This window comes from Flavobacterium praedii (assembly GCF_026810365.1).
In the GTDB taxonomy this organism is placed as follows: Bacteria; Bacteroidota; Bacteroidia; order Flavobacteriales; family Flavobacteriaceae; genus Flavobacterium; species Flavobacterium praedii.
This window is the reverse complement of record NZ_CP113948.1, coordinates 903,108-920,893: the sequence shown is the minus strand read 5'-3', so window position 1 is coordinate 920,893 and position 17,786 is coordinate 903,108. Positions and strand designations below refer to the sequence as shown.

The following is a 17,786-nucleotide window of genomic DNA, read 5'->3' as shown; positions in this document are numbered from 1 at the left end:
TTAAAATTCGCTTAATACTCTTATATGTATTAAATAATTTTGTAGTAAAAAAAATTAAAATATAAAATAGACGTGAGTGCCTCTATTTAAATCGCTTTCAATTTTAAACTCAATGTCAAGCAATTTTGTAATACGTTCTACAATAGAAAGTCCCAAGCCCGAACCTTTAATTTCCGGATGAAATGTAGGATTTGATCTGTAAAACGGATTTAGAATTTTATCTATATCCTCTGAAGCAATTCCAATTCCATTATCTGATATAGAACAAATGGTTTTGGAACCATTTTTTTTAAGATTAATCGAAATTTTACCATTTTGATTGGAATATTTTATGGCATTAGAAATCACATTACTTATAATAGTACTAACTAAATAATTATCGGATTTAATAAAATAATCTTTTGTAAAATCATGGAAAACCTCGATTTTTTTATCATTAATTTTACTAGAGTATAAAGTAAGTACATCTAGAATTATGGCATTCAAATATATTTTTTCTATTCTCAAGGTTTGTTTATGATTTTCGAATCGAGCCAACAAAAGCAATTGATCTACTAGATTATTCAACCTATTAACTTCTGAAATACTGAAGTTAATTTTATCTTCATATTCGGATTGACTCCTTGTTTTTCGCACTAAAACTTCGAGTGTACCTTTTAAAACAGTCAATGGAGTCCTCAACTCATGAGAAGCATCTGAAGTAAATTGTTTTTCTCTTTCGACAGCATTTTCTATACGATCTAATAAATTATTAATTGTTTTCGAAAGTACATATAATTCATCTTTATTTTGAGGCAATATAATTCTACCTTTAAGATTATCAGTTGTTATTCTTCGAGAAGTTTCTGTTATTAGCGTTACTGGTTTTATACTTCTTCCTGCTATCAATCTTGCTATAAAAAACAACAGCAGTAAGATTAAAGGAAAAGCAATAAAAAGTGTATTTCTAAGATTAGACAATATTAATATTGCTTCATCCAAGGACATTGCAACAAAAAGGTAACCTACTTTTTTATCTTTATCAAAAAGAGGGATTTGAATTTGACGTATTGGTTGTTTGTTCAAATAGGAATCTACAAATAGATTGTCCTTATCATCTTTATGCAATTGAAGTTGCATTTTTTTTAGATTAGGAGACTTATCTATTAATTTATTGTTATTATCTAAAAATTGCACAAAAACAGGATTAACATTCACCCTATTGTTGTCACTTTCTCTCCATTCGTCAACCTGAATCAGATAAGCATTATTGCTATCAATTTCAATCTGTTTCAAATATTCATCAGATTCTTCTAAAATATCATCATTAATATGTTTATTGATACTATATAAAGTAATGGCATAAATAGTAAAAAACACTACCGATATCAATAGTGCAGTACTTAGAATATAATTAAAAGCAATTCTGTTTTTGTATGAAAATGAAAACATTAATTTAATTTATATCGTTTGCAATATACCCAACACCACGAATAGTTTTTATTAGATCTTCATCTTTGTTCAAATTGAGTTTTTTTCGAATAGCATTCATAAAAACATCTATTACTCCTGTATCATATTCAAAATGAATATCCCAAACATCGGTTATAATTTCATTTCTTGTACAAACTTTACCTTTGTTTTTTATCAAATAATGAAGTAACTCATATTCTCTTTGTGTTAGCGAAACTTCTTTATCATTAGCTATTACTTGATGTTTGGACGGAATTATTTTAATATTACCTAGCGAAAGTACATTATTATGATTATCATTTCTAAAATGAATTTTAATTCGCTCCACCAATTCGTCAAAGCTAAACGGTTTTTTGATATAATCATTGGCTCCAGCCTTTAAACCTTCAATAGTTTCCTGAATAGTATCTTTGGCTGTTAAAAATAAAATGGGGGTTTTCGAATCTTCTTTTCTAATTTCTTTACAAACATCGATTCCAAGCATTTGTGGCAAAATCCAATCTAGTAAAATAATATCTATTTTTTGGCTTTTTGCTGTTTCGAGTCCAGATTTACCATCATGTGCTACCAAAACTTCATAGCCTTCTTCTTCTAAACCCTGCTTTAGAAAATTAGCAATCCCTATTTCGTCTTCAACAATTAGAATCTTCATATTAAGATAATATTTTTTTTCAATAGAATATGTAATTACTACAAATTCTGCTAAGGCTTGAATCACAAATTTTAATTGTCATTTGAGATCAACATTCGGACATGCCCCATTCTTGTTTTATTGAAATACAAATTTAAAACCAATTGTACCAATATTTGCACTCAAACCATCACTCCTTACATAATGATTGAATCTAAAATCGATATTTTTCATTCCAAATGAAAATATATGGGCTTTTGTAAAAAGATCAGTGTAAGATACTCCAAAACCGTATTGATTAGCCGAAAAAGTAGACAAATCATAGTCGGAAGTATAATATTGCTCTGTTGACAAATGGGTTTGGTAAGGAGCAAAATACTTGGCTTGTGTTTGTGTATAATAACGATACATTGGATAGGCCGTGAATTTATCCGTCAGCTTTACAGGAACTTCGATATTAAAGGTATGTGCTTTTAAATCCCAATTATCTGTATAATAACGGTAGTAGGTTCTTACAATAAAATGTTCATTAATATAATAATTAAAACGGGCACCAATAGGCAATTTAAAACGATTGTCAGGAAGTCGTTCAATATCATCCGCTAGTTCATAAACTCCTGTATTCTTTGAACTTGTATAGTCATTTATATATTGAGGCTGACCAACATAATAATGGGCTTTATCTGCAAAATACGTTCTATGGTAAGGAGTAGACAGTAAACCTTGTTGTTGCAATACATCAAAAAAGATAGAGAATTGGAAATTTTTAGTCAAAACTTGAGAAAAAGCAAACGAAGCAGAATAAGAGTTTCTATTTACAGCAGTTATTGGTGCAAATTTAGATGGCAAATAACCATTTGAAACCGCGCCGTTTTGGTCATAAATAGTAAATCCATAAAGTGGATACTCTAGTTCTTTTGGATAAATTGGTCTCCACTGGTCAAGATAAACATTGGCTTTCATGCTAACTTCTGTGTTTTTTTCATTAAACAGCTTGGTAACACCACCACCAAAACCCACTGAAGTATAATCATATTCATTGGAAAAAGAAACATCTGCGTTCCAAATGAAGTTCCTGTTGTCGCTATTATGCGCATAATTAAGAGTCGCTGAAACCAATTGGTCACTTTCAGATGCACCAGATGACGCTTGCCATGGTGTTGGATTTCCTGAAGCAGAATCGTATGGGTTTATATTACTTGATGAAGCTGATGAATAGGCAGATAATCCAAGATCTACCGTTAAAACATCATCATCATTTAATGGCATTGCAACAGTTATATTAGTCGCAAAATCATTCAGTTTTTCAGAACCAATTCCACCTGAAACGGCAGAATGTGTTCCGTCCTGGTCATAATAACTGGCCATAAAATCAACTTCGGTACTTTCTAAAACTCTCTTTTTAAATACAACTGTAGAATCTTTTTCTTGACCATAAGAAATCATACTTACTAAGAAGAAAAAAAGAAATAATGTTTTTATAATTTTCATTTTGGGAAATTTATTTGGTGAAAAAACTTCATGAGCTACTAAGATTCTGAGAATCTATGTAATACCTATGACTTTCTATACTTGAGGAAATTAATTCGTTATTTTTAGAATAATTATTTTGTTGTTTTAAAGCTAAATACCAAAATACTAAAATCAAAGAATATCAGCATCTCAGGAACTTTAAAAAAAACTAATTACAACCGCAACCACCACCTGATTTTCCACCATTGGCTCCAGCCGCTGCTTCTCTATATACTTGAAAAGTAGTTTCATACCTTTCAGTTGTTTTGGCCCCTAATTTCATTTCAGGGTCATTAATATTTACTTTTTGATATTCTTTCACAGAATTACAAGACTGTAAAACAATTACGACTGCTATTAATATTACTTTTTTCATCTTGTTATTATTTGCTGTATTTCTTTATATCTATCCCTTTTGATGTGAATGTTTTTCCTTTATCATCAACAATAATGCACTCAATTCCTTTAAGTTGATTGACTAAATCCAATCCAACTTCAACCCCTAAAACAAAAATCCCTGTTGCCAAAGCATCTGCAATCTCAGTTTGTTTGGCAAAAACAGAAACACTTACCACTCCCATTGCTGGATATCCCGTTCTAGGATCAATAATGTGTGAATATCTTTTTCCATCAAAAATCACAAACTTCTCATAGCTACCTGATGTTTCTACGGCGCTATTTTCTAAAGGGAAAGTGGCGAAAATTTTGTTTTTATTCATTGGATTTACGATACCAACAGTCCAGGGATTTCCATCTGGTTGTTTACCCCAAGCAAAAATATCTCCTGAAACATTTACCAATCCTGAAGCACACCCTTTTGATAACAATAATACATGAATTTTATCCGCAATATAGCCTTGACCTATTCCGCCAAGACCCAATTTCATTCCTTGCTGTTTCAAGAAAATGGAATGTTCTTTTTTGTCTAAAATAATATTCTTATAACCAATTTTCTCAACTGATTTTTTTATTGCTTCTGGTGTTGGCATTTCTTTCATGGAACCATCAAACTTCCAAATCCTATCCATCGAAGCATACGAAATATCAAATGCACCAGATGTTATTTCCGAAATTTTAATTGCTCTTTCAACCAATTCAAATACTTCAAGAGGTACTTTTATAGGTTTAATTCCAGCATTTTGATTGACTTGTGATATCGGAGTTGTTGGAATCCAATCGGAGATTTCATTTTCAATTCTTCTTACTTCTCCAACCGCCATATTAATATAAATATTGGCTTCGACAGTATCTTTGGCTACCACTGTCATTTCAAAAGGGCTGCCCAACATCGATAGCTTGCGCTTATGAATTATCTGTGCAAAAGATGAGCATGCAACAAATAAAAAACAGATAGAAACTATTTTTTTCATTATTTTTCGAAAGAATGAATGAGCTTAATATAGTCTGGTGCTGATACGTTTTTGAAACCAGTAATACCAATAACTTTTCCTTTTTTATCCAAAAGTAAAACTAGCGGAAAACTGCCACTCTTATTGTATTTTTCAGCCAACTTATTATTACTTTCTGTCAATTCTGGTGAAAGTTGATTGGCTTTTTTCTTTGGAAAATCGGCTTTGTAAATCACCCAACTTTTATCGGCTTCAGCTTGAAATTCTGGTGATTGCCAAACCACTTTATCCAATTTTATACATGGTCCACACCAATCTGAACCTGAAAAAACCAATAATATGTTTTTATTTTCATTTTCAGCTTTTGCCTTTGCGTCTTCAAAATTGGTGTTCCAATTTTGAGAATATCCAAAAGATGTCATAAGTAATAAAAAGAAGTAGATTAAGTATTTCATATAACTAAATTTAATGTTTTGGGACTTAATTTTTTATGCATTTCATAGTTAAGAACTAACCTAACATATATTCAATTTCAATTAAAATCATGTAAATATTCATTTTTTTGAATCAAGATTAATTACAATAACAAATGATAACTTAACCTTAAAATACTAAGAAAAAACTCTCGGTACAGCTTCAGGTACTTTTACTGTAACAAACAACTCTTGAAATAATTATTTTATACATTTTTCATTAAATATACAATAAATATTGAACAAATTTAACTCAAAAAAAACGTTTAAATGTATCCTATAAAAGGTCTTAAGTCAAATTTAAGAATCAAAACATTCTGGCATAAACAATATTCTAGACTCAATTTTTGTATTTTTGCCAAAAAATAATACTTTATGAATCTTTTAAAAAAGTTTTCCCCTTTTTATAATCTTGCTCTTTTTTACATCCTTGTAAGTTTAGTTTTAAGAATCGTTTTAGTCTTTCACCCGATAACTCAAACATCTTTTACTTTTATTGATAGCTTGAAAATCTTCACAATAGGATTTGTTTCAGATCTTTTTGTATTTGTATTAGCAACTGGTTTCTTGTGGTTGTACTTAATTTTTATATCCAATTCAAAATATTACAAACCCTATGGTTACATCATTTTTGGATTATTAGTAGCGTTGTTCCTTTATATTGCTTCAGGGAAAACAATTCTAAACGAATATGGTGGTGCTTTACCAAAAATTGGTTTGATTTTTGTTGGCATCAAGACTTTACTTTTTGGTCTTTTACTTTTTTTACCTAAATACCGTAGCCAAATCAGATTTTGGCTGTTCACTTTTGTAATGTTTCTTTATGTTGTTTTTATTCTTCAAAACGGAATTAGCGAATATTTCTTTTGGAATGAATTTGGTGTTAAATACAATTTCATAGCCGTTAATTACTTGGTTTACACCAATGAAGTAATTGGAAATATTATGGAATCATACCCTGTAATTCCTTTGTTTTCGGCTCTGTTTCTAATAGCTGGAACTGTAACTTATTTTATTGTTAAAAGAACTCGAAATTATATTGATTTTATTCCTAATTTTTCTGATAAATTAAAACTATCCGGAATCTATTTATCCTTATTTGGCATTTCATTATTGGCAATTCCTTATTTAGCAAAAAAAGAAAATTCCCAAAATGTTTTTGCCAATGAACTACAATCCAATGGAATTTATCGATTCTACTTGGCTTTTGTCAATAGTGAATTGGATTATTTTAAATTTTATAAAACGCTGCCCGAAAATGAAGCTTTTGCTTTATTAGGAAAACAGATAAATTCCATTTCTGGAGTATCAACTTTAAGACCAATTAAAAGTGATTCCGTTGAAACCAAAAAAAATGTGGTTTTAATCACCATTGAAAGTTATAGTGCTGATTTCATGAAAATGTATGGCAACGAACAAAACATCACTCCATTTCTTGACAATCTTGCTCAAAAGAGCTTATTGTTTACCAATTTATATGCCGTAGGAAATAGAACAGTTCGAGGTCTTGAAGCTGTAACGTTGTGTTTTCCTCCTACAGCCGGAGAAAGTGTGGTAAAACGAAAAGACAATAAAGACAAATTTTCGACAGGGGCTGTTTTTAAACAAAAAGGATACAATGTAAAATTTCTCTATGGTGGAGATGCCTTTTTCGACAATATGGAAGACTTCTTTGTTGGAAATGGTTATGACATTGTCGATAAAAAATCATTTACTCCTGACGAAGTTACCTTTGCCAATATTTGGGGAGTTTGTGACGAAGATATGGCCAACAAAGCCATAAAAGTAATGAATACCGAAGCCAAAACAGGAAAACCTTTTTTTAATCACTGGATGACTGTGAGTAATCATCGCCCTTTTACCTATCCAAACAATAAAATTGATATTCCTGGCGATGCCAAATCTCGAGATGGCGGTGTAAAATATACCGATTATGCCTTGAAAAAATTCTTTGAAATGGCAAGCAAACAACCTTGGTACAAAAATACTGTATTTGTTATTCTTGCAGACCATTGTGCTTCAAGTGCGGGTAAAACTGAACTTCCTGTTGATAAATATAAAATTCCAGCTATGATTTATAGCCCAGGTTTTATTCAACCTCAAAATTACACGAATCTAATGTCACAAATAGACATTATGCCGACGCTTTTTGGCTTATTACATTTTAATTATCAAAGTAAGTTTTTTGGACAAGATGTTTTAAAACCCGATTATAAACCAAGAGCATTAGTAGCTACTTATCAGGATTTAGGATTAATAAAAGACAATGTTTTAACCGTTCTTTCTCCAAAACAAACGGTAAAACAGTTCCAATTGACCTTAAAACCAGATCAAAAATTGTCCCCTGAATTCCAAATCTACTATGATCAAGTTCCTTTAATAAAAGAAAGAACTGACCTTGTTAACGAAACCATATCCTATTATCAAACCGCTTCGGATATATTGAAGAAAAAGAAATACCAAAAATTGAAGTAGAATTCCAAAATAAAAATTCCAATTTTAGGAATACAAAAAAGCCTGTAAACATTAAATTTACAGGCTTTTTTATAAAAAAATCAATATTATTATTGAAACAATTTCTACAACAAATCGATAGATAACTAAGGAGGTCCGTTTACATTAATTAATCTGTGATAATTTGTGAAATCTGTGTCTAAATTATGCTCAACTTAATTAAAATCATTTTCACTTTCTAAACCAAAAAGTTTTCCCGTTTTCCAAAGTTTTAAATCATTTTTCAAATTCTTCTTATTTCGATTGGTCAACTCTTTTGAATCCATATCATCCAAATTTGGTTTCCCAGCATTTACCCATGCTGTATACCAAAAATTGGCAGTTGCAACAATGGCTTTTCGCATTTGGCTTTCCACCATTCCATTCAAATCAGTGTGAAATTGAGTCACATATTCTTTGGAATGAACCATATCATTAAACTTGTTTTTTGCAATATTACCTTTCTCATCTTTATCATACATCGTTTCTGGTGTAAAACGTTCACGAAGTTTTCTATCAATAAGCAAAGTTGGCTCAACAAGACTATGACTGTCTTTTAACATATCCCAAGTCGCTTTTTCAATATTTTCAATATACTTAGCTTCACCGGTATAAAAATTATAGTTTTTACCAAACATTTCCGGAAGACGGGATTCCCATAATGAATGAATCCCCTTTTGATTGGTTAATTGTCCATCATGATTGGCAGAAGTATGAAAAGGCATGTTTGCATCTCCAATATAATGAGCTAAATCAGCGGCCAAGAATAATATTTCAGTTTTTCTTTTATCTTTGAATGCTTTGGTCAACTTAGTCATAGTTTCTTGGATATACCAAGGCAAAATACCATTACTTGACAAAAACTTTTCATCATACTTTTTCTTGGCAACGTCAAATGAAAGTGGAATTGAATCTACTGCCCCAAAATTCTCCAAATCCATAAAATGACGCGGATTTTCGGATTTATCACGTAAAGTATATTTACGCAAATCAGGAACCGTGGATTCTTGAGTTATAAAATCAACATGATTGTAAAAGAATGTTTGCAAAGGTTTTGGCAAAGCCATTACAGCCGAATTATTAATATGCTCGTGACCAAAAATCCCCCAAGACAATGTAACAAAAGCAATACTTATTACCGAAAAAGTAATGAATGTAGGTTTAAATCTAAAATTTTTCATTATATTTATTTATTTGAAGTACAAAAGTATTTTTTTTAAAGATAATTTAATCAATTTGAGTTTAAATTTATGTTAATCCAAAGAAAATAAATTAAAATGTTCAGACATCAAGGCAAAAACAGAACTTCAAAACACAATTTACGACTCGCTATAGTACTATCATTTGTTGCAGGTATCGTCAATGTAACAGGCGTTTTGGCCGTTCACACATTAACAACAAATGTCACAGGACATTTTGCGTATTTTGCCGAAGAAGTAACCAAAAAAAATTACCAATCCGCCATTGTATTTTTAATCTATACACTATTCTTTTTGGCAGGTGCTTTTACATCCAATTTTTTGGCCGAATTAGTTTCCGAAAAAAAACAAGACCTTTCCCATTTGCCAGCCATAGCAATCGAATTTTTAATTTTAATTTCGCTGGGAACATTAAGCATGCTTCCTACATACAATACCATAGATGGAAAATGGATTGCCTTTGGTCTTCTTTTTGCCATGGGAATACAAAATGCATTAGTGACCAAAATTTCACAATCAACCGTAAGAACAACGCACTTAACAGGCCTTTTCACCGATTTAGGTATCGAATTATCGCAGCTATTTTTTTACAAAAAACCCGAAGAAATCAAAGCCTTAAAAACCAGTATTTATTTAAGACTATCCATTATTTCATTCTTTTTCTTGGGTTGTTTCATCGGAGGATTTGTTTACGGATATTTAGCCCTAGAAACATTGTTTGTTGCCGCAACTTTTCTATTGATAGCACTTTACTACGACTACATCCGGTTGCATTTGATTGCCATAAAGCGCAAGAAAAAAGCATTTTAAAAACAATTAATCCGTTTATTTTGGGCGTGCCCATTCGTGAAAAACTTCAGGTCGTGCTGTTCGTTCCCGCTTTTTATTGATCCCAAAAAAAAGGATCAATAAAAGAGCTCCACTGCCATCACTCACGCAAAACCATTTAGACAAGACCTTTACGATTGAAAAAATCATGCATCAAAAATATAAAATTGCTAATAAAGCAACAACTGCAATAAATACCCAAAGCAAAACTCCCTGCAATAATGGCAACAATCCCACTGATTTCAATACGGAACCACTCAACCCTGCTCCTATCAAAAACAATGTAACCGTAAGTCCTAATTTAGCAATGGAAACTATATATGGTGCAATACTGGCAACTGGAGAAAAATATGTGTTACAAATCATCGCCAAAATAAACAACCCTATAAAATAAGGAATCTTCAGTTTGCTTGTTTTGTTTTTAAAAACGACTGCCGTAATCAATGCAACGGGAATAATCCACAAAGCTCTTGCTAATTTTACCGTTGTTGCAACTTGTAAAGCTTCTGCTCCATATTTATTGGCTGCCCCAACAACAGAACTTGTATCATGAATGGCAATGGCACACCACAATCCAAAATCATTCTGTGACATATCCAACCAATGTCCCACTGCAGGAAAAACAAACAAAGCAATCGAATTTAGTATAAAAATTACTCCCAATGCTACCGATGTTTGCTTTTCATCCGATTGGATTACTGGAGCAATCGCAGCAATAGCGCTACCTCCACATATCGCTGTACCACATGAAATAAGATGTGACGTTTTCTTTTGAATAGCAAACCATTTACCCAGTAAAGTTCCCAAAGCAATGGTCATAACGATAGAACCAACAGTAAAAAGAAAACCTTCTTTGCCTGCTGCTACCGCACTATGCACATTCATTCCAAACCCTAGTCCTACTACAGAAACCTGCAACAATATATTTGTGGCCTTATGATTTAAATGCAAAAAAGGATGCCCTGAAAGATTGGCAACAACCAAACCCAACAACAAAGCTATAGGCGGTGAAATAATAGGAAACAAACAAAGAAGCAATAACAAAACAAAAATACCTCGTTGTAACTTGGTATTGATTTTATATAATATCGGGGCATTACTGTTTTTAATTTTCATTTTTTTATTTTTAACACTACAAAGGTCGATATAAAACACAATCAAGACCAATCGTTAAAAATAATCCACTATAACTTTAAATTATAATAGCTTGAAATATTTTTTACAAACAACTCCGAAAGGGAATCTGTTTTTCCTTGTAAAGTAATAATATAAAAAAAACGTTCAATAGTTAAATTATCGACATCAATAACTTGCAACTCTCTGTTTTTTAACTCTTTATAAACGGAATGAATAGATAAAAAAGCAACACAACTAGAATTCATCAAATAGGACTTTATACTCTCCGTACTACCCAACTGCATCTCGACCTGTAATTGATCAATTGTAATATGGAACGGTTTTAAAGCATATTCTATAACTTCAAGTGTTCCAGACCCTTGTTCTCGCACGACAAATCGTAAAGATTTTAGATCAGTCGGAATAATTTCTTTTTTTTGTACTAGTGGATTATTGGCACTACAAACCAAAACCAACTCATCTTTAATAAATTGAGTGTACTTTATAGATTGATTTTTGGATTGTCCTTCTACAATTCCAATTTCAATTTCTTTGTTCAACAAAGCATTTTCAATTTGCTCCGTATTTCCGTTAAGTAAACTAACTTTTACAGACTCTAACTTCTGATGAAAGCGAGCCAATACTGGCGGAATAATATATTGAGAAATAGTAGTACTAGCTCCCAAACGCAACACTCCTTTGCGTTCATTGATAAACGTGCTCATATCAAAATCAATTTCTCTATAAATTTCAAAAATGTTTTTGGTATGCTTCAGCAACACTTCGCCAGCATTTGTAAGTGCTATTTTAGAACCGTTTCTTTCAAAAAGTTTAATCTTGTATTCTTCTTCCAATTCCTGAATATGCTTGGAAATTGCAGGTTGTGTAATAAACAATTCAGCTGCCGCTTTGGTAAAGCTCAATCGGGTTGCAACAGTGAAGAATACTTTTAGTCTAAAATCCATAATTGTATTTCTTTTAGCAAACAGTTTTTATTAACTTTCTAAATTCTCGATTTCGTTTTTTAAATTTTCTAAATGACGATTTATAATTGCCCAAACAATGGAATTATCAATACTGCCATAAGCGTGAACTAAACGATTGCGAAAACCAATAATTTGTTTGTCATTTTCAATTACAATTTCAGCTTCAGTCTGCCTTAATTTATTCAAAGCCTCCCCAATAATTACCAATTGTCTTTCGACGGCACTTTGAGTTTTTCTGTCATTATCATAAATATTAAAATCTATAATGTCAAAAGTAAATTCGCGAATTAAGTGTATCGCCATTAAGACATCAGAAAGATACTTTTTGCTCTTTTCCGTCATAAAGTAAAATTTTTGTGGTGTCTATATTTTTTCTGAGGATTGGATTTTTTATAGAGGAATTAGTCAATAAATCAACTTTTCTTTGAAAAAACACTTCGAGCTTATCCCAAATATCCATCAAATTTTCTCCACGCTCTATTGGATCTTCGTTATCAATTTCGATTAGCAAATCGATATCACTAGATTCATCATTGAAATTTTCAGTCACAGCAGATCCAAAAGCATAAATATTCTTAACATTATGGCTTTTGCATAATGCCAAAAATTCTGTTAATTTCATTTGTATTGACTCTTTCATTTTCATATATGCAAAAAATATTTTGTTAGTGGTCCTATATGGGATCGCTTTTTATTTATAGTTTTTGTTTGCAACAAGCAATTTGTTATGGCGATTTCATAAAGCTAAGATAGTTTATTTTTTTTGAAGTTATTCATCACTAATCTCCAAGCACTGATTATTCTGAAACCTACAACATCCCATTATACTTCCTTACAAACCATTCTGTAGAAAGAAAAACAACAATCAAAACTAGCAACCATTTCCAATCTATCAAAGGAGATTTGGTTACAACCTCTTTTTGAACAGCTTTATATTCTTCATTCTCCAATAATGTTTTTATCAAAGCATCTATTTGATTGGGATAAAAAGCAGCTCCTTTAGTTTGTACTGCCAATTGATTCAACTTTTGAACATCTGGATTTACAAACTGCTTTTCAATATCAAAATCCAGAATCTCAAAATGTCCTGAATACGAAGTTTTGGAATTCAATTCCTTAACCGAAAAATTATAACTTCCTGCCAAAAGTCCGTCAAGATTTACTTTATATGTATTGTTCCCTTTTAAAAGGTCGAAGTTCTTGGTTTGCTTCGTTTTAACGTTGGTCACCGCAATTGTCAAACGTGCCTTTTCATCAAAATCATAATTCTTGTTGAAAAATTGCGCCGTAATTTCGATGGCTTCACCCGAATTGTAGAAGCTTTCGTGATTGACAACCAATGATTTTTTGGCATTATTAGAAGCCAAATATTGTATAATCTTATTTACAAAAATATCATATTTTTCAAAAGACTGATTGTCGATATGGCTTTGCAAACTCCATTTCCAACTGTTTTCTCCAAATAAATAAGCGGCTCTTTTTCCTTGATTCTCCGTAAAAGACAATAAAGGGGCTTTGGTATCTATATTTCTGATTTTAGCAGAAAGCAACACATTTACTTCCCCATTGGTGGTAATTGAACCATAATTATTCTGCAAAGGAGGTAAATTTTCGAACCCTAAATTATCCACTGCAAAAAGATTAAACTGCGAATCAAAATCTGCCAAATAATCTTCTTCCTGACCACTCATTTTAAAAACAAAATTATTTTGTTGTTGATTCAAAAACGAAAAATCAGTACTCGTTCCTGTTATGATAAAGGTATTTAGATTTGCTTTTTTATTCAATTCGAAAACAGACTTAAAATCAGTAGTGGGCTGATACAAAATTAACACGTTATAATCTTCTAATGATTTCACATCACTTGGTTTAACCAATACTACTTTATGTTGCAAATTGGATTCAATGGCTCTTTTAAAAACACCAATATCAGGATGATTTATAGCAGATACAATTGCAACGGTTGTTTTTTGGTCAATTACTTCAACAGCAAAATTCTTGATGTTGTTAAAGGTGTTTTTTTCGCTTTCCTTAGATTCAATTTTAGCTTTATAAATTTGCAATCCTACTTTATTGGCAGGCAAAAGCACATTTAGGACTGCTGTTTTCTTAGTTGGAGAAAAAGAAACGCTTTCTTTATGCAAAACTTCATTTCCTTGTATAATACTAAAATTTGCGGTTACACTTTTATCCCCTGAATATTGCAAAAACACTTCAACTGGAAATTTATTTTTCAGAAAAGCATACTTATTAACATTCAGCTGATTGATTTTCAAATCCAATACTTTTGTGGTATCGCCTAAAACCAAAGGATACACTTTATTATTTTCATCAAAACTATAGACATAATCATTCCCAGAAGTTTGATTTCCATCAGTGATAATAACCGTTGGATAAAATGCATTTTTATAGATGCTCTTCAGATTTTTGGCAACCAAATCCAAATTGGTTTGAGTTCCCTTAAAAGTCATACTATCCGATTGCCTAAAATCAGCATCAAATAGATACGATTGCACGTCAAATTTTTCTTGAAGCGCCTTATTTGACTTTAACTTTTGGGCTAATTCCAAAGCTTTATCTTTGGAATTCAAAAAAGAAATAGAACTAGAGTTATCGACCACTACTGGCAAAGGTGTTTTAATAATTTCAGTTGTACTAGTCGTAATGATGGGATTTATCAAAAGCAACAGCACCGAAAAAATACTAAAAAAACGCAAAAAAGTCAAAAACAAATGCACATTCGATTTGTTTTTGACTTTGTATAAATATTGAAAAAACGACAAACCACCCGCTATTAGTAAAGAAAGTAGTAGTAATAGAATTGTGTTTGTTGTCATATAGTTGATTGAAAGATTGAAAAATTAAAAGATTGAAGAATACAAATCTTTAAATCTTTCAATTATTAAATCATTAAATTATTTAAGTAAGCATTCCTCCGCAAACATTCAATACTTGGCCCGTTACAAAAGCACTCATGTCAGACGCAAAGAACAAACATGCATTGGCAACATCTTCAGTAGAACCACCACGTTTCAACGGAATCCCTTCTCTCCAACCTTTTACAACATCCTCACTAAGTTTAGCTGTCATTTCAGTTTCAATAAAACCAGGCGCAATTACATTACAACGAATATTACGAGAACCCAATTCCAAAGCCACTGATTTTGAAAAACCAATAACACCAGCTTTAGAAGCAGCGTAATTTGTTTGACCAGCATTTCCTTTTACTCCAACTACAGAACTCATATTGATAATCGAACCAGAACGTTGTTTCAAAAATGTTTTTTGAATTGCTTTTGTCATATTAAAAACCGACTTCAAGTTAACATCGATAACTTGATCAAAATCAGCCTCTGACATACGCATCAATAAATTATCTTTAGTAATTCCGGCATTGTTAATCAATATATCAACTGTACCAAAATCAGCCAAAACAGCATCTACAAATTTTTGAGCTTCATTAAAATCGGCTGCATTGGATTGGTACCCTTTTGCTTTTATTCCCAAAGCATTCAAATCATTTTCTAAAGCCAAAGCTGACTCTACCGATGAGCTATACGTAAATGCAACGTTTGCTCCGTTTTTAGCAAAAATCTCTGCAATTCCTTTTCCAATTCCACGACTTGCGCCAGTAATTATGGCAACTTTTCCTTCTAGTAATTTCATATGTTAATATTTATTGCTTTTTATTTGTCATATGTAATTCGCATAACAACTAGTAGTTAATGCACATCTCATATTCTAAAATTAGTTTGTTTTCATTAGGAGCTATTCCTGCTATCCACTTCAATCTTTATTTTTTTAAAGAAAAAAAATAAAGGATTTCCGTTTCTATCAGGGCTAGTTTACAAAGTTCAAATATAATAATAAATTACGGATAGAAAAATAATAGAAAAATTCAATTAGACCAATATTAGACTAAAAAATGGTATTTAAAGCTATCCTATTAATTACCAACCTCAAATTAAATTATTTTCACTAAATTTAAACCCATTCTTCCCTGATTTTTAATGAATAAATTTAAATCCGTGTTTTAAAAGTACTGTAACCAATAAAACATATTATTTTTTTATCAATCAACTTTATACTATTTTTAATATATATTTAGATCTATACTATTAAATTGCACTAAAATTTAAAATTAAATGGACAACATAAAAATACTTTGGGTTGATGATGAAATCGATTTACTTAAACCACATATACTATTTCTAGAGAAAAAAAATTACAGCGTAACTACTTGTAACAATGGACGTGATGCAATTGATATTTTTGAAGAAAATAATTTTGACATCGTTTTTCTTGATGAAAATATGCCTGGAATGAGTGGTTTGGAAACATTATCAGAAATGAAAGAAAAAAAGTCTTCCATCCCTATGATTATGATTACCAAAAGTGAGGAAGAGTATATTATGGAAGAAGCCATTGGTTCCAAAATTGCAGATTATTTGATTAAACCTGTTAATCCAAATCAAATTTTGTTGAGTTTAAAGAAAAACTTAGATCATTCCCGTTTGATTTCTCAAAAAACAACTTTGGATTATCAAAAAGAATTTCGAAAAATCACTATGGAAATGGCGATGGTCAACTCCTATGAAGATTGGGTTGAATTGTATAAAAAACTTATTTTTTGGGAACTAGAATTGGAGAATATTAATGACCAAGGAATGATTGAAATCCTAGAATCCCAAAAAGTAGAAGCCAATTCCCAATTTGGCAAATTCATCGAACGGAACTACGAAGATTGGTTTGCACCAAAAGCAGATAAACCCATACAATCTCACAATTTGTTTAAAGAATTAGTTGTCCCAGAGATTCTGAAAAAAGACACCCGAGGCGACGCCGAACTGAGCAAAGCTAAACCTGTACTTTTTGTTGTTATCGACAATTTACGTTATGATCAATGGAAAGCTTTTGAAAGTGTCGTAGGTAATTATTACAAACTCGAAAAAGAAGTACCTTATTTCTCTATCCTTCCTACGGCTACACAATATGCAAGAAATGCAATTTTCTCCGGTTTAACGCCTCTAGAAATGGAAAAACAGTTTCCTCAGTATTGGAAAAATGATCCAGAAGAAGGAGGTAAAAATTTATTCGAAGCTGAATTTTTAACCGCTCAAATTAAGCGCCTGAGATTAGATTTAAAACAAGATTATTTCAAAATAACCAATCTAGCCGGTGGAAAAAAACTAGCAGAAAGTTTTAAATCATTAAAAGACAATGACCTTGTAACTGTAGTGTATAATTTTGTCGATATGCTTTCGCACGCTAAAACCGAAATGGATGTGGTAAAAGAACTCGCTTCCGATGATAAAGCCTATCGTTCTTTAACTTTAAGTTGGTTTAAAAACTCACCTTTACTCGAAATTATTCAACAAGCACAAAAATTAGGCTTCAAATTAATTCTGACGACTGATCATGGCACCATTAATGTAAAAAATCCATCAAAAGTAGTAGGCGACAAAAACACGAGTTTGAATTTACGTTACAAAACTGGGCGTAGTTTGACATACGAACAAAAAGATGTATATGCCATCAAAGAACCTAAAAACATTGGTTTGCCTGCCATCAATATGAGTAGTTCCTATATTTTTGCAAAAAATGATTTATTTTTGGCTTATGTTAACAACTACAATCATTATGTGAGTTATTACAAAAACACTTATCAACACGGTGGAATTTCATTGGAAGAAATGATCATTCCATTCTTGGTTTTTAATCCAAAGTAAAAGAAGTGGTCAGTGTTC

16 protein-coding genes are annotated in these 17,786 nt (G+C 31.4%); 3 read left to right on the top strand and 13 right to left on the bottom strand.

Annotation, left to right across the window (positions count from 1 at the left end):
• Window positions 1–54 precede the first annotated feature (54 nt).
• From OYT91_RS03980 to OYT91_RS03955, 6 genes are all read right to left on the bottom strand, one after another.
• Window positions 55–1,431 (bottom strand): sensor histidine kinase, encoded by a 1,377-nt coding sequence (locus OYT91_RS03980; protein ID WP_281239602.1) that lies wholly within the window; start codon window positions 1,429–1,431, stop codon window positions 55–57.
• A 4-nt stretch (window positions 1,432–1,435) separates the two neighbouring features.
• Window positions 1,436–2,104 (bottom strand): response regulator transcription factor, encoded by a 669-nt coding sequence (locus tag OYT91_RS03975; RefSeq protein WP_269222932.1) that lies wholly within the window; start codon window positions 2,102–2,104, stop codon window positions 1,436–1,438.
• 117 nt (window positions 2,105–2,221) lie between these two features.
• The gene (locus tag OYT91_RS03970; protein WP_281239601.1) at window positions 2,222–3,574 is read right to left on the bottom strand and encodes a DUF3570 domain-containing protein; all 1,353 of its coding nucleotides are present in this window, start codon (window positions 3,572–3,574) and stop codon (window positions 2,222–2,224) included.
• A gap of 190 nt (window positions 3,575–3,764) precedes the next feature.
• On the bottom strand, window positions 3,765–3,971 hold the full coding sequence (locus OYT91_RS03965; RefSeq protein WP_269222934.1) for a DUF4266 domain-containing protein: 207 nt from the start codon (window positions 3,969–3,971) through the stop codon (window positions 3,765–3,767).
• A 7-nt stretch (window positions 3,972–3,978) separates the two neighbouring features.
• Complete coding sequence (locus tag OYT91_RS03960) at window positions 3,979–4,965, bottom strand: FAD:protein FMN transferase (protein ID WP_281239600.1); 987 nt, start codon at window positions 4,963–4,965, stop codon at window positions 3,979–3,981.
• Complete coding sequence (locus OYT91_RS03955) at window positions 4,965–5,399, bottom strand: thioredoxin family protein (RefSeq protein ID WP_281239599.1); 435 nt, start codon at window positions 5,397–5,399, stop codon at window positions 4,965–4,967. The genes OYT91_RS03960 and OYT91_RS03955 overlap by 1 nt, the downstream gene beginning before the upstream one ends.
• 393 nt (window positions 5,400–5,792) lie before the next feature.
• On the opposite strand from OYT91_RS03955, the gene OYT91_RS03950 reads away from it, so the two are divergent.
• Window positions 5,793–7,892: an LTA synthase family protein gene (locus OYT91_RS03950; RefSeq protein ID WP_281239598.1), complete on the top strand. Its 2,100-nt coding sequence runs from the start codon at window positions 5,793–5,795 to the stop codon at window positions 7,890–7,892.
• A 194-nt stretch (window positions 7,893–8,086) separates the two neighbouring features.
• On the opposite strand, the gene OYT91_RS03945 is transcribed toward OYT91_RS03950, so the two are convergent.
• Complete coding sequence (locus OYT91_RS03945) at window positions 8,087–9,091, bottom strand: zinc dependent phospholipase C family protein (protein WP_281239597.1); 1,005 nt, start codon at window positions 9,089–9,091, stop codon at window positions 8,087–8,089.
• Window positions 9,092–9,187: 96 nt separating this feature from the next.
• Between OYT91_RS03945 and OYT91_RS03940 the strand changes: the two genes are divergently transcribed.
• Complete coding sequence (locus OYT91_RS03940; protein ID WP_281239596.1) at window positions 9,188–9,919, top strand: YoaK family protein; 732 nt, start codon at window positions 9,188–9,190, stop codon at window positions 9,917–9,919.
• A gap of 171 nt (window positions 9,920–10,090) precedes the next feature.
• On the opposite strand, the gene OYT91_RS03935 is transcribed toward OYT91_RS03940, so the two are convergent.
• From OYT91_RS03935 to fabG, 6 genes are all read right to left on the bottom strand, one after another.
• The gene (locus OYT91_RS03935; protein WP_281239595.1) at window positions 10,091–11,053 is read right to left on the bottom strand and encodes a YeiH family protein; all 963 of its coding nucleotides are present in this window, start codon (window positions 11,051–11,053) and stop codon (window positions 10,091–10,093) included.
• A 68-nt stretch (window positions 11,054–11,121) separates the two neighbouring features.
• Complete coding sequence (locus OYT91_RS03930; protein WP_281239594.1) at window positions 11,122–12,018, bottom strand: LysR family transcriptional regulator; 897 nt, start codon at window positions 12,016–12,018, stop codon at window positions 11,122–11,124.
• Window positions 12,019–12,048: 30 nt separating this feature from the next.
• Window positions 12,049–12,381 (bottom strand): HepT-like ribonuclease domain-containing protein, encoded by a 333-nt coding sequence (locus tag OYT91_RS03925; protein WP_281239593.1) that lies wholly within the window; start codon window positions 12,379–12,381, stop codon window positions 12,049–12,051.
• Entirely contained in the window at window positions 12,350–12,661 is a 312-nt protein-coding gene (locus OYT91_RS03920; RefSeq protein ID WP_269222940.1) for a nucleotidyltransferase family protein, read from the bottom strand. Before OYT91_RS03920 ends, OYT91_RS03925 begins: the two co-directional genes overlap by 32 nt.
• A 187-nt stretch (window positions 12,662–12,848) precedes the next feature.
• Window positions 12,849–14,876 (bottom strand): hypothetical protein, encoded by a 2,028-nt coding sequence (locus OYT91_RS03915; RefSeq protein WP_281239592.1) that lies wholly within the window; start codon window positions 14,874–14,876, stop codon window positions 12,849–12,851.
• 82 nt (window positions 14,877–14,958) lie between these two features.
• Window positions 14,959–15,705, bottom strand: coding sequence for a 3-oxoacyl-[acyl-carrier-protein] reductase (gene fabG / locus OYT91_RS03910; RefSeq protein ID WP_281239591.1), 747 nt, complete (start codon window positions 15,703–15,705; stop codon window positions 14,959–14,961).
• A gap of 479 nt (window positions 15,706–16,184) precedes the next feature.
• Between fabG and porX the strand changes: the two genes are divergently transcribed.
• On the top strand, window positions 16,185–17,768 hold the full coding sequence (porX, locus tag OYT91_RS03905) for a T9SS response regulator signal transducer PorX (RefSeq protein ID WP_281239590.1): 1,584 nt from the start codon (window positions 16,185–16,187) through the stop codon (window positions 17,766–17,768).
• The last annotated feature ends 18 nt before the right edge of the window (window positions 17,769–17,786 follow it).

Bases quoted from the DNA above. Each gene is read 5' to 3' on its own strand.
- OYT91_RS03980 (WP_281239602.1), bottom strand. From the start codon at position 1,431: ATGTTTTCATTTTCATACAAAAACAGAATTGCTTTTAATTATATTCTA.
- OYT91_RS03975 (WP_269222932.1), bottom strand. From the start codon at position 2,104: ATGAAGATTCTAATTGTTGAAGACGAAATAGGGATTGCTAATTTTCTA.
- OYT91_RS03970 (WP_281239601.1), bottom strand. From the start codon at position 3,574: ATGAAAATTATAAAAACATTATTTCTTTTTTTCTTCTTAGTAAGTATG.
- OYT91_RS03965 (WP_269222934.1), bottom strand. From the start codon at position 3,971: ATGAAAAAAGTAATATTAATAGCAGTCGTAATTGTTTTACAGTCTTGT.
- OYT91_RS03960 (WP_281239600.1), bottom strand. From the start codon at position 4,965: ATGAAAAAAATAGTTTCTATCTGTTTTTTATTTGTTGCATGCTCATCT.
- OYT91_RS03955 (WP_281239599.1), bottom strand. From the start codon at position 5,399: ATGAAATACTTAATCTACTTCTTTTTATTACTTATGACATCTTTTGGA.
- OYT91_RS03950 (WP_281239598.1), top strand. From the start codon at position 5,793: ATGAATCTTTTAAAAAAGTTTTCCCCTTTTTATAATCTTGCTCTTTTT.
- OYT91_RS03945 (WP_281239597.1), bottom strand. From the start codon at position 9,091: ATGAAAAATTTTAGATTTAAACCTACATTCATTACTTTTTCGGTAATA.
- OYT91_RS03940 (WP_281239596.1), top strand. From the start codon at position 9,188: ATGTTCAGACATCAAGGCAAAAACAGAACTTCAAAACACAATTTACGA.
- OYT91_RS03935 (WP_281239595.1), bottom strand. From the start codon at position 11,053: ATGAAAATTAAAAACAGTAATGCCCCGATATTATATAAAATCAATACC.
- OYT91_RS03930 (WP_281239594.1), bottom strand. From the start codon at position 12,018: ATGGATTTTAGACTAAAAGTATTCTTCACTGTTGCAACCCGATTGAGC.
- OYT91_RS03925 (WP_281239593.1), bottom strand. From the start codon at position 12,381: ATGACGGAAAAGAGCAAAAAGTATCTTTCTGATGTCTTAATGGCGATA.
- OYT91_RS03920 (WP_269222940.1), bottom strand. From the start codon at position 12,661: ATGAAATTAACAGAATTTTTGGCATTATGCAAAAGCCATAATGTTAAG.
- OYT91_RS03915 (WP_281239592.1), bottom strand. From the start codon at position 14,876: ATGACAACAAACACAATTCTATTACTACTACTTTCTTTACTAATAGCG.
- fabG (WP_281239591.1), bottom strand. From the start codon at position 15,705: ATGAAATTACTAGAAGGAAAAGTTGCCATAATTACTGGCGCAAGTCGT.
- porX (WP_281239590.1), top strand. From the start codon at position 16,185: ATGGACAACATAAAAATACTTTGGGTTGATGATGAAATCGATTTACTT.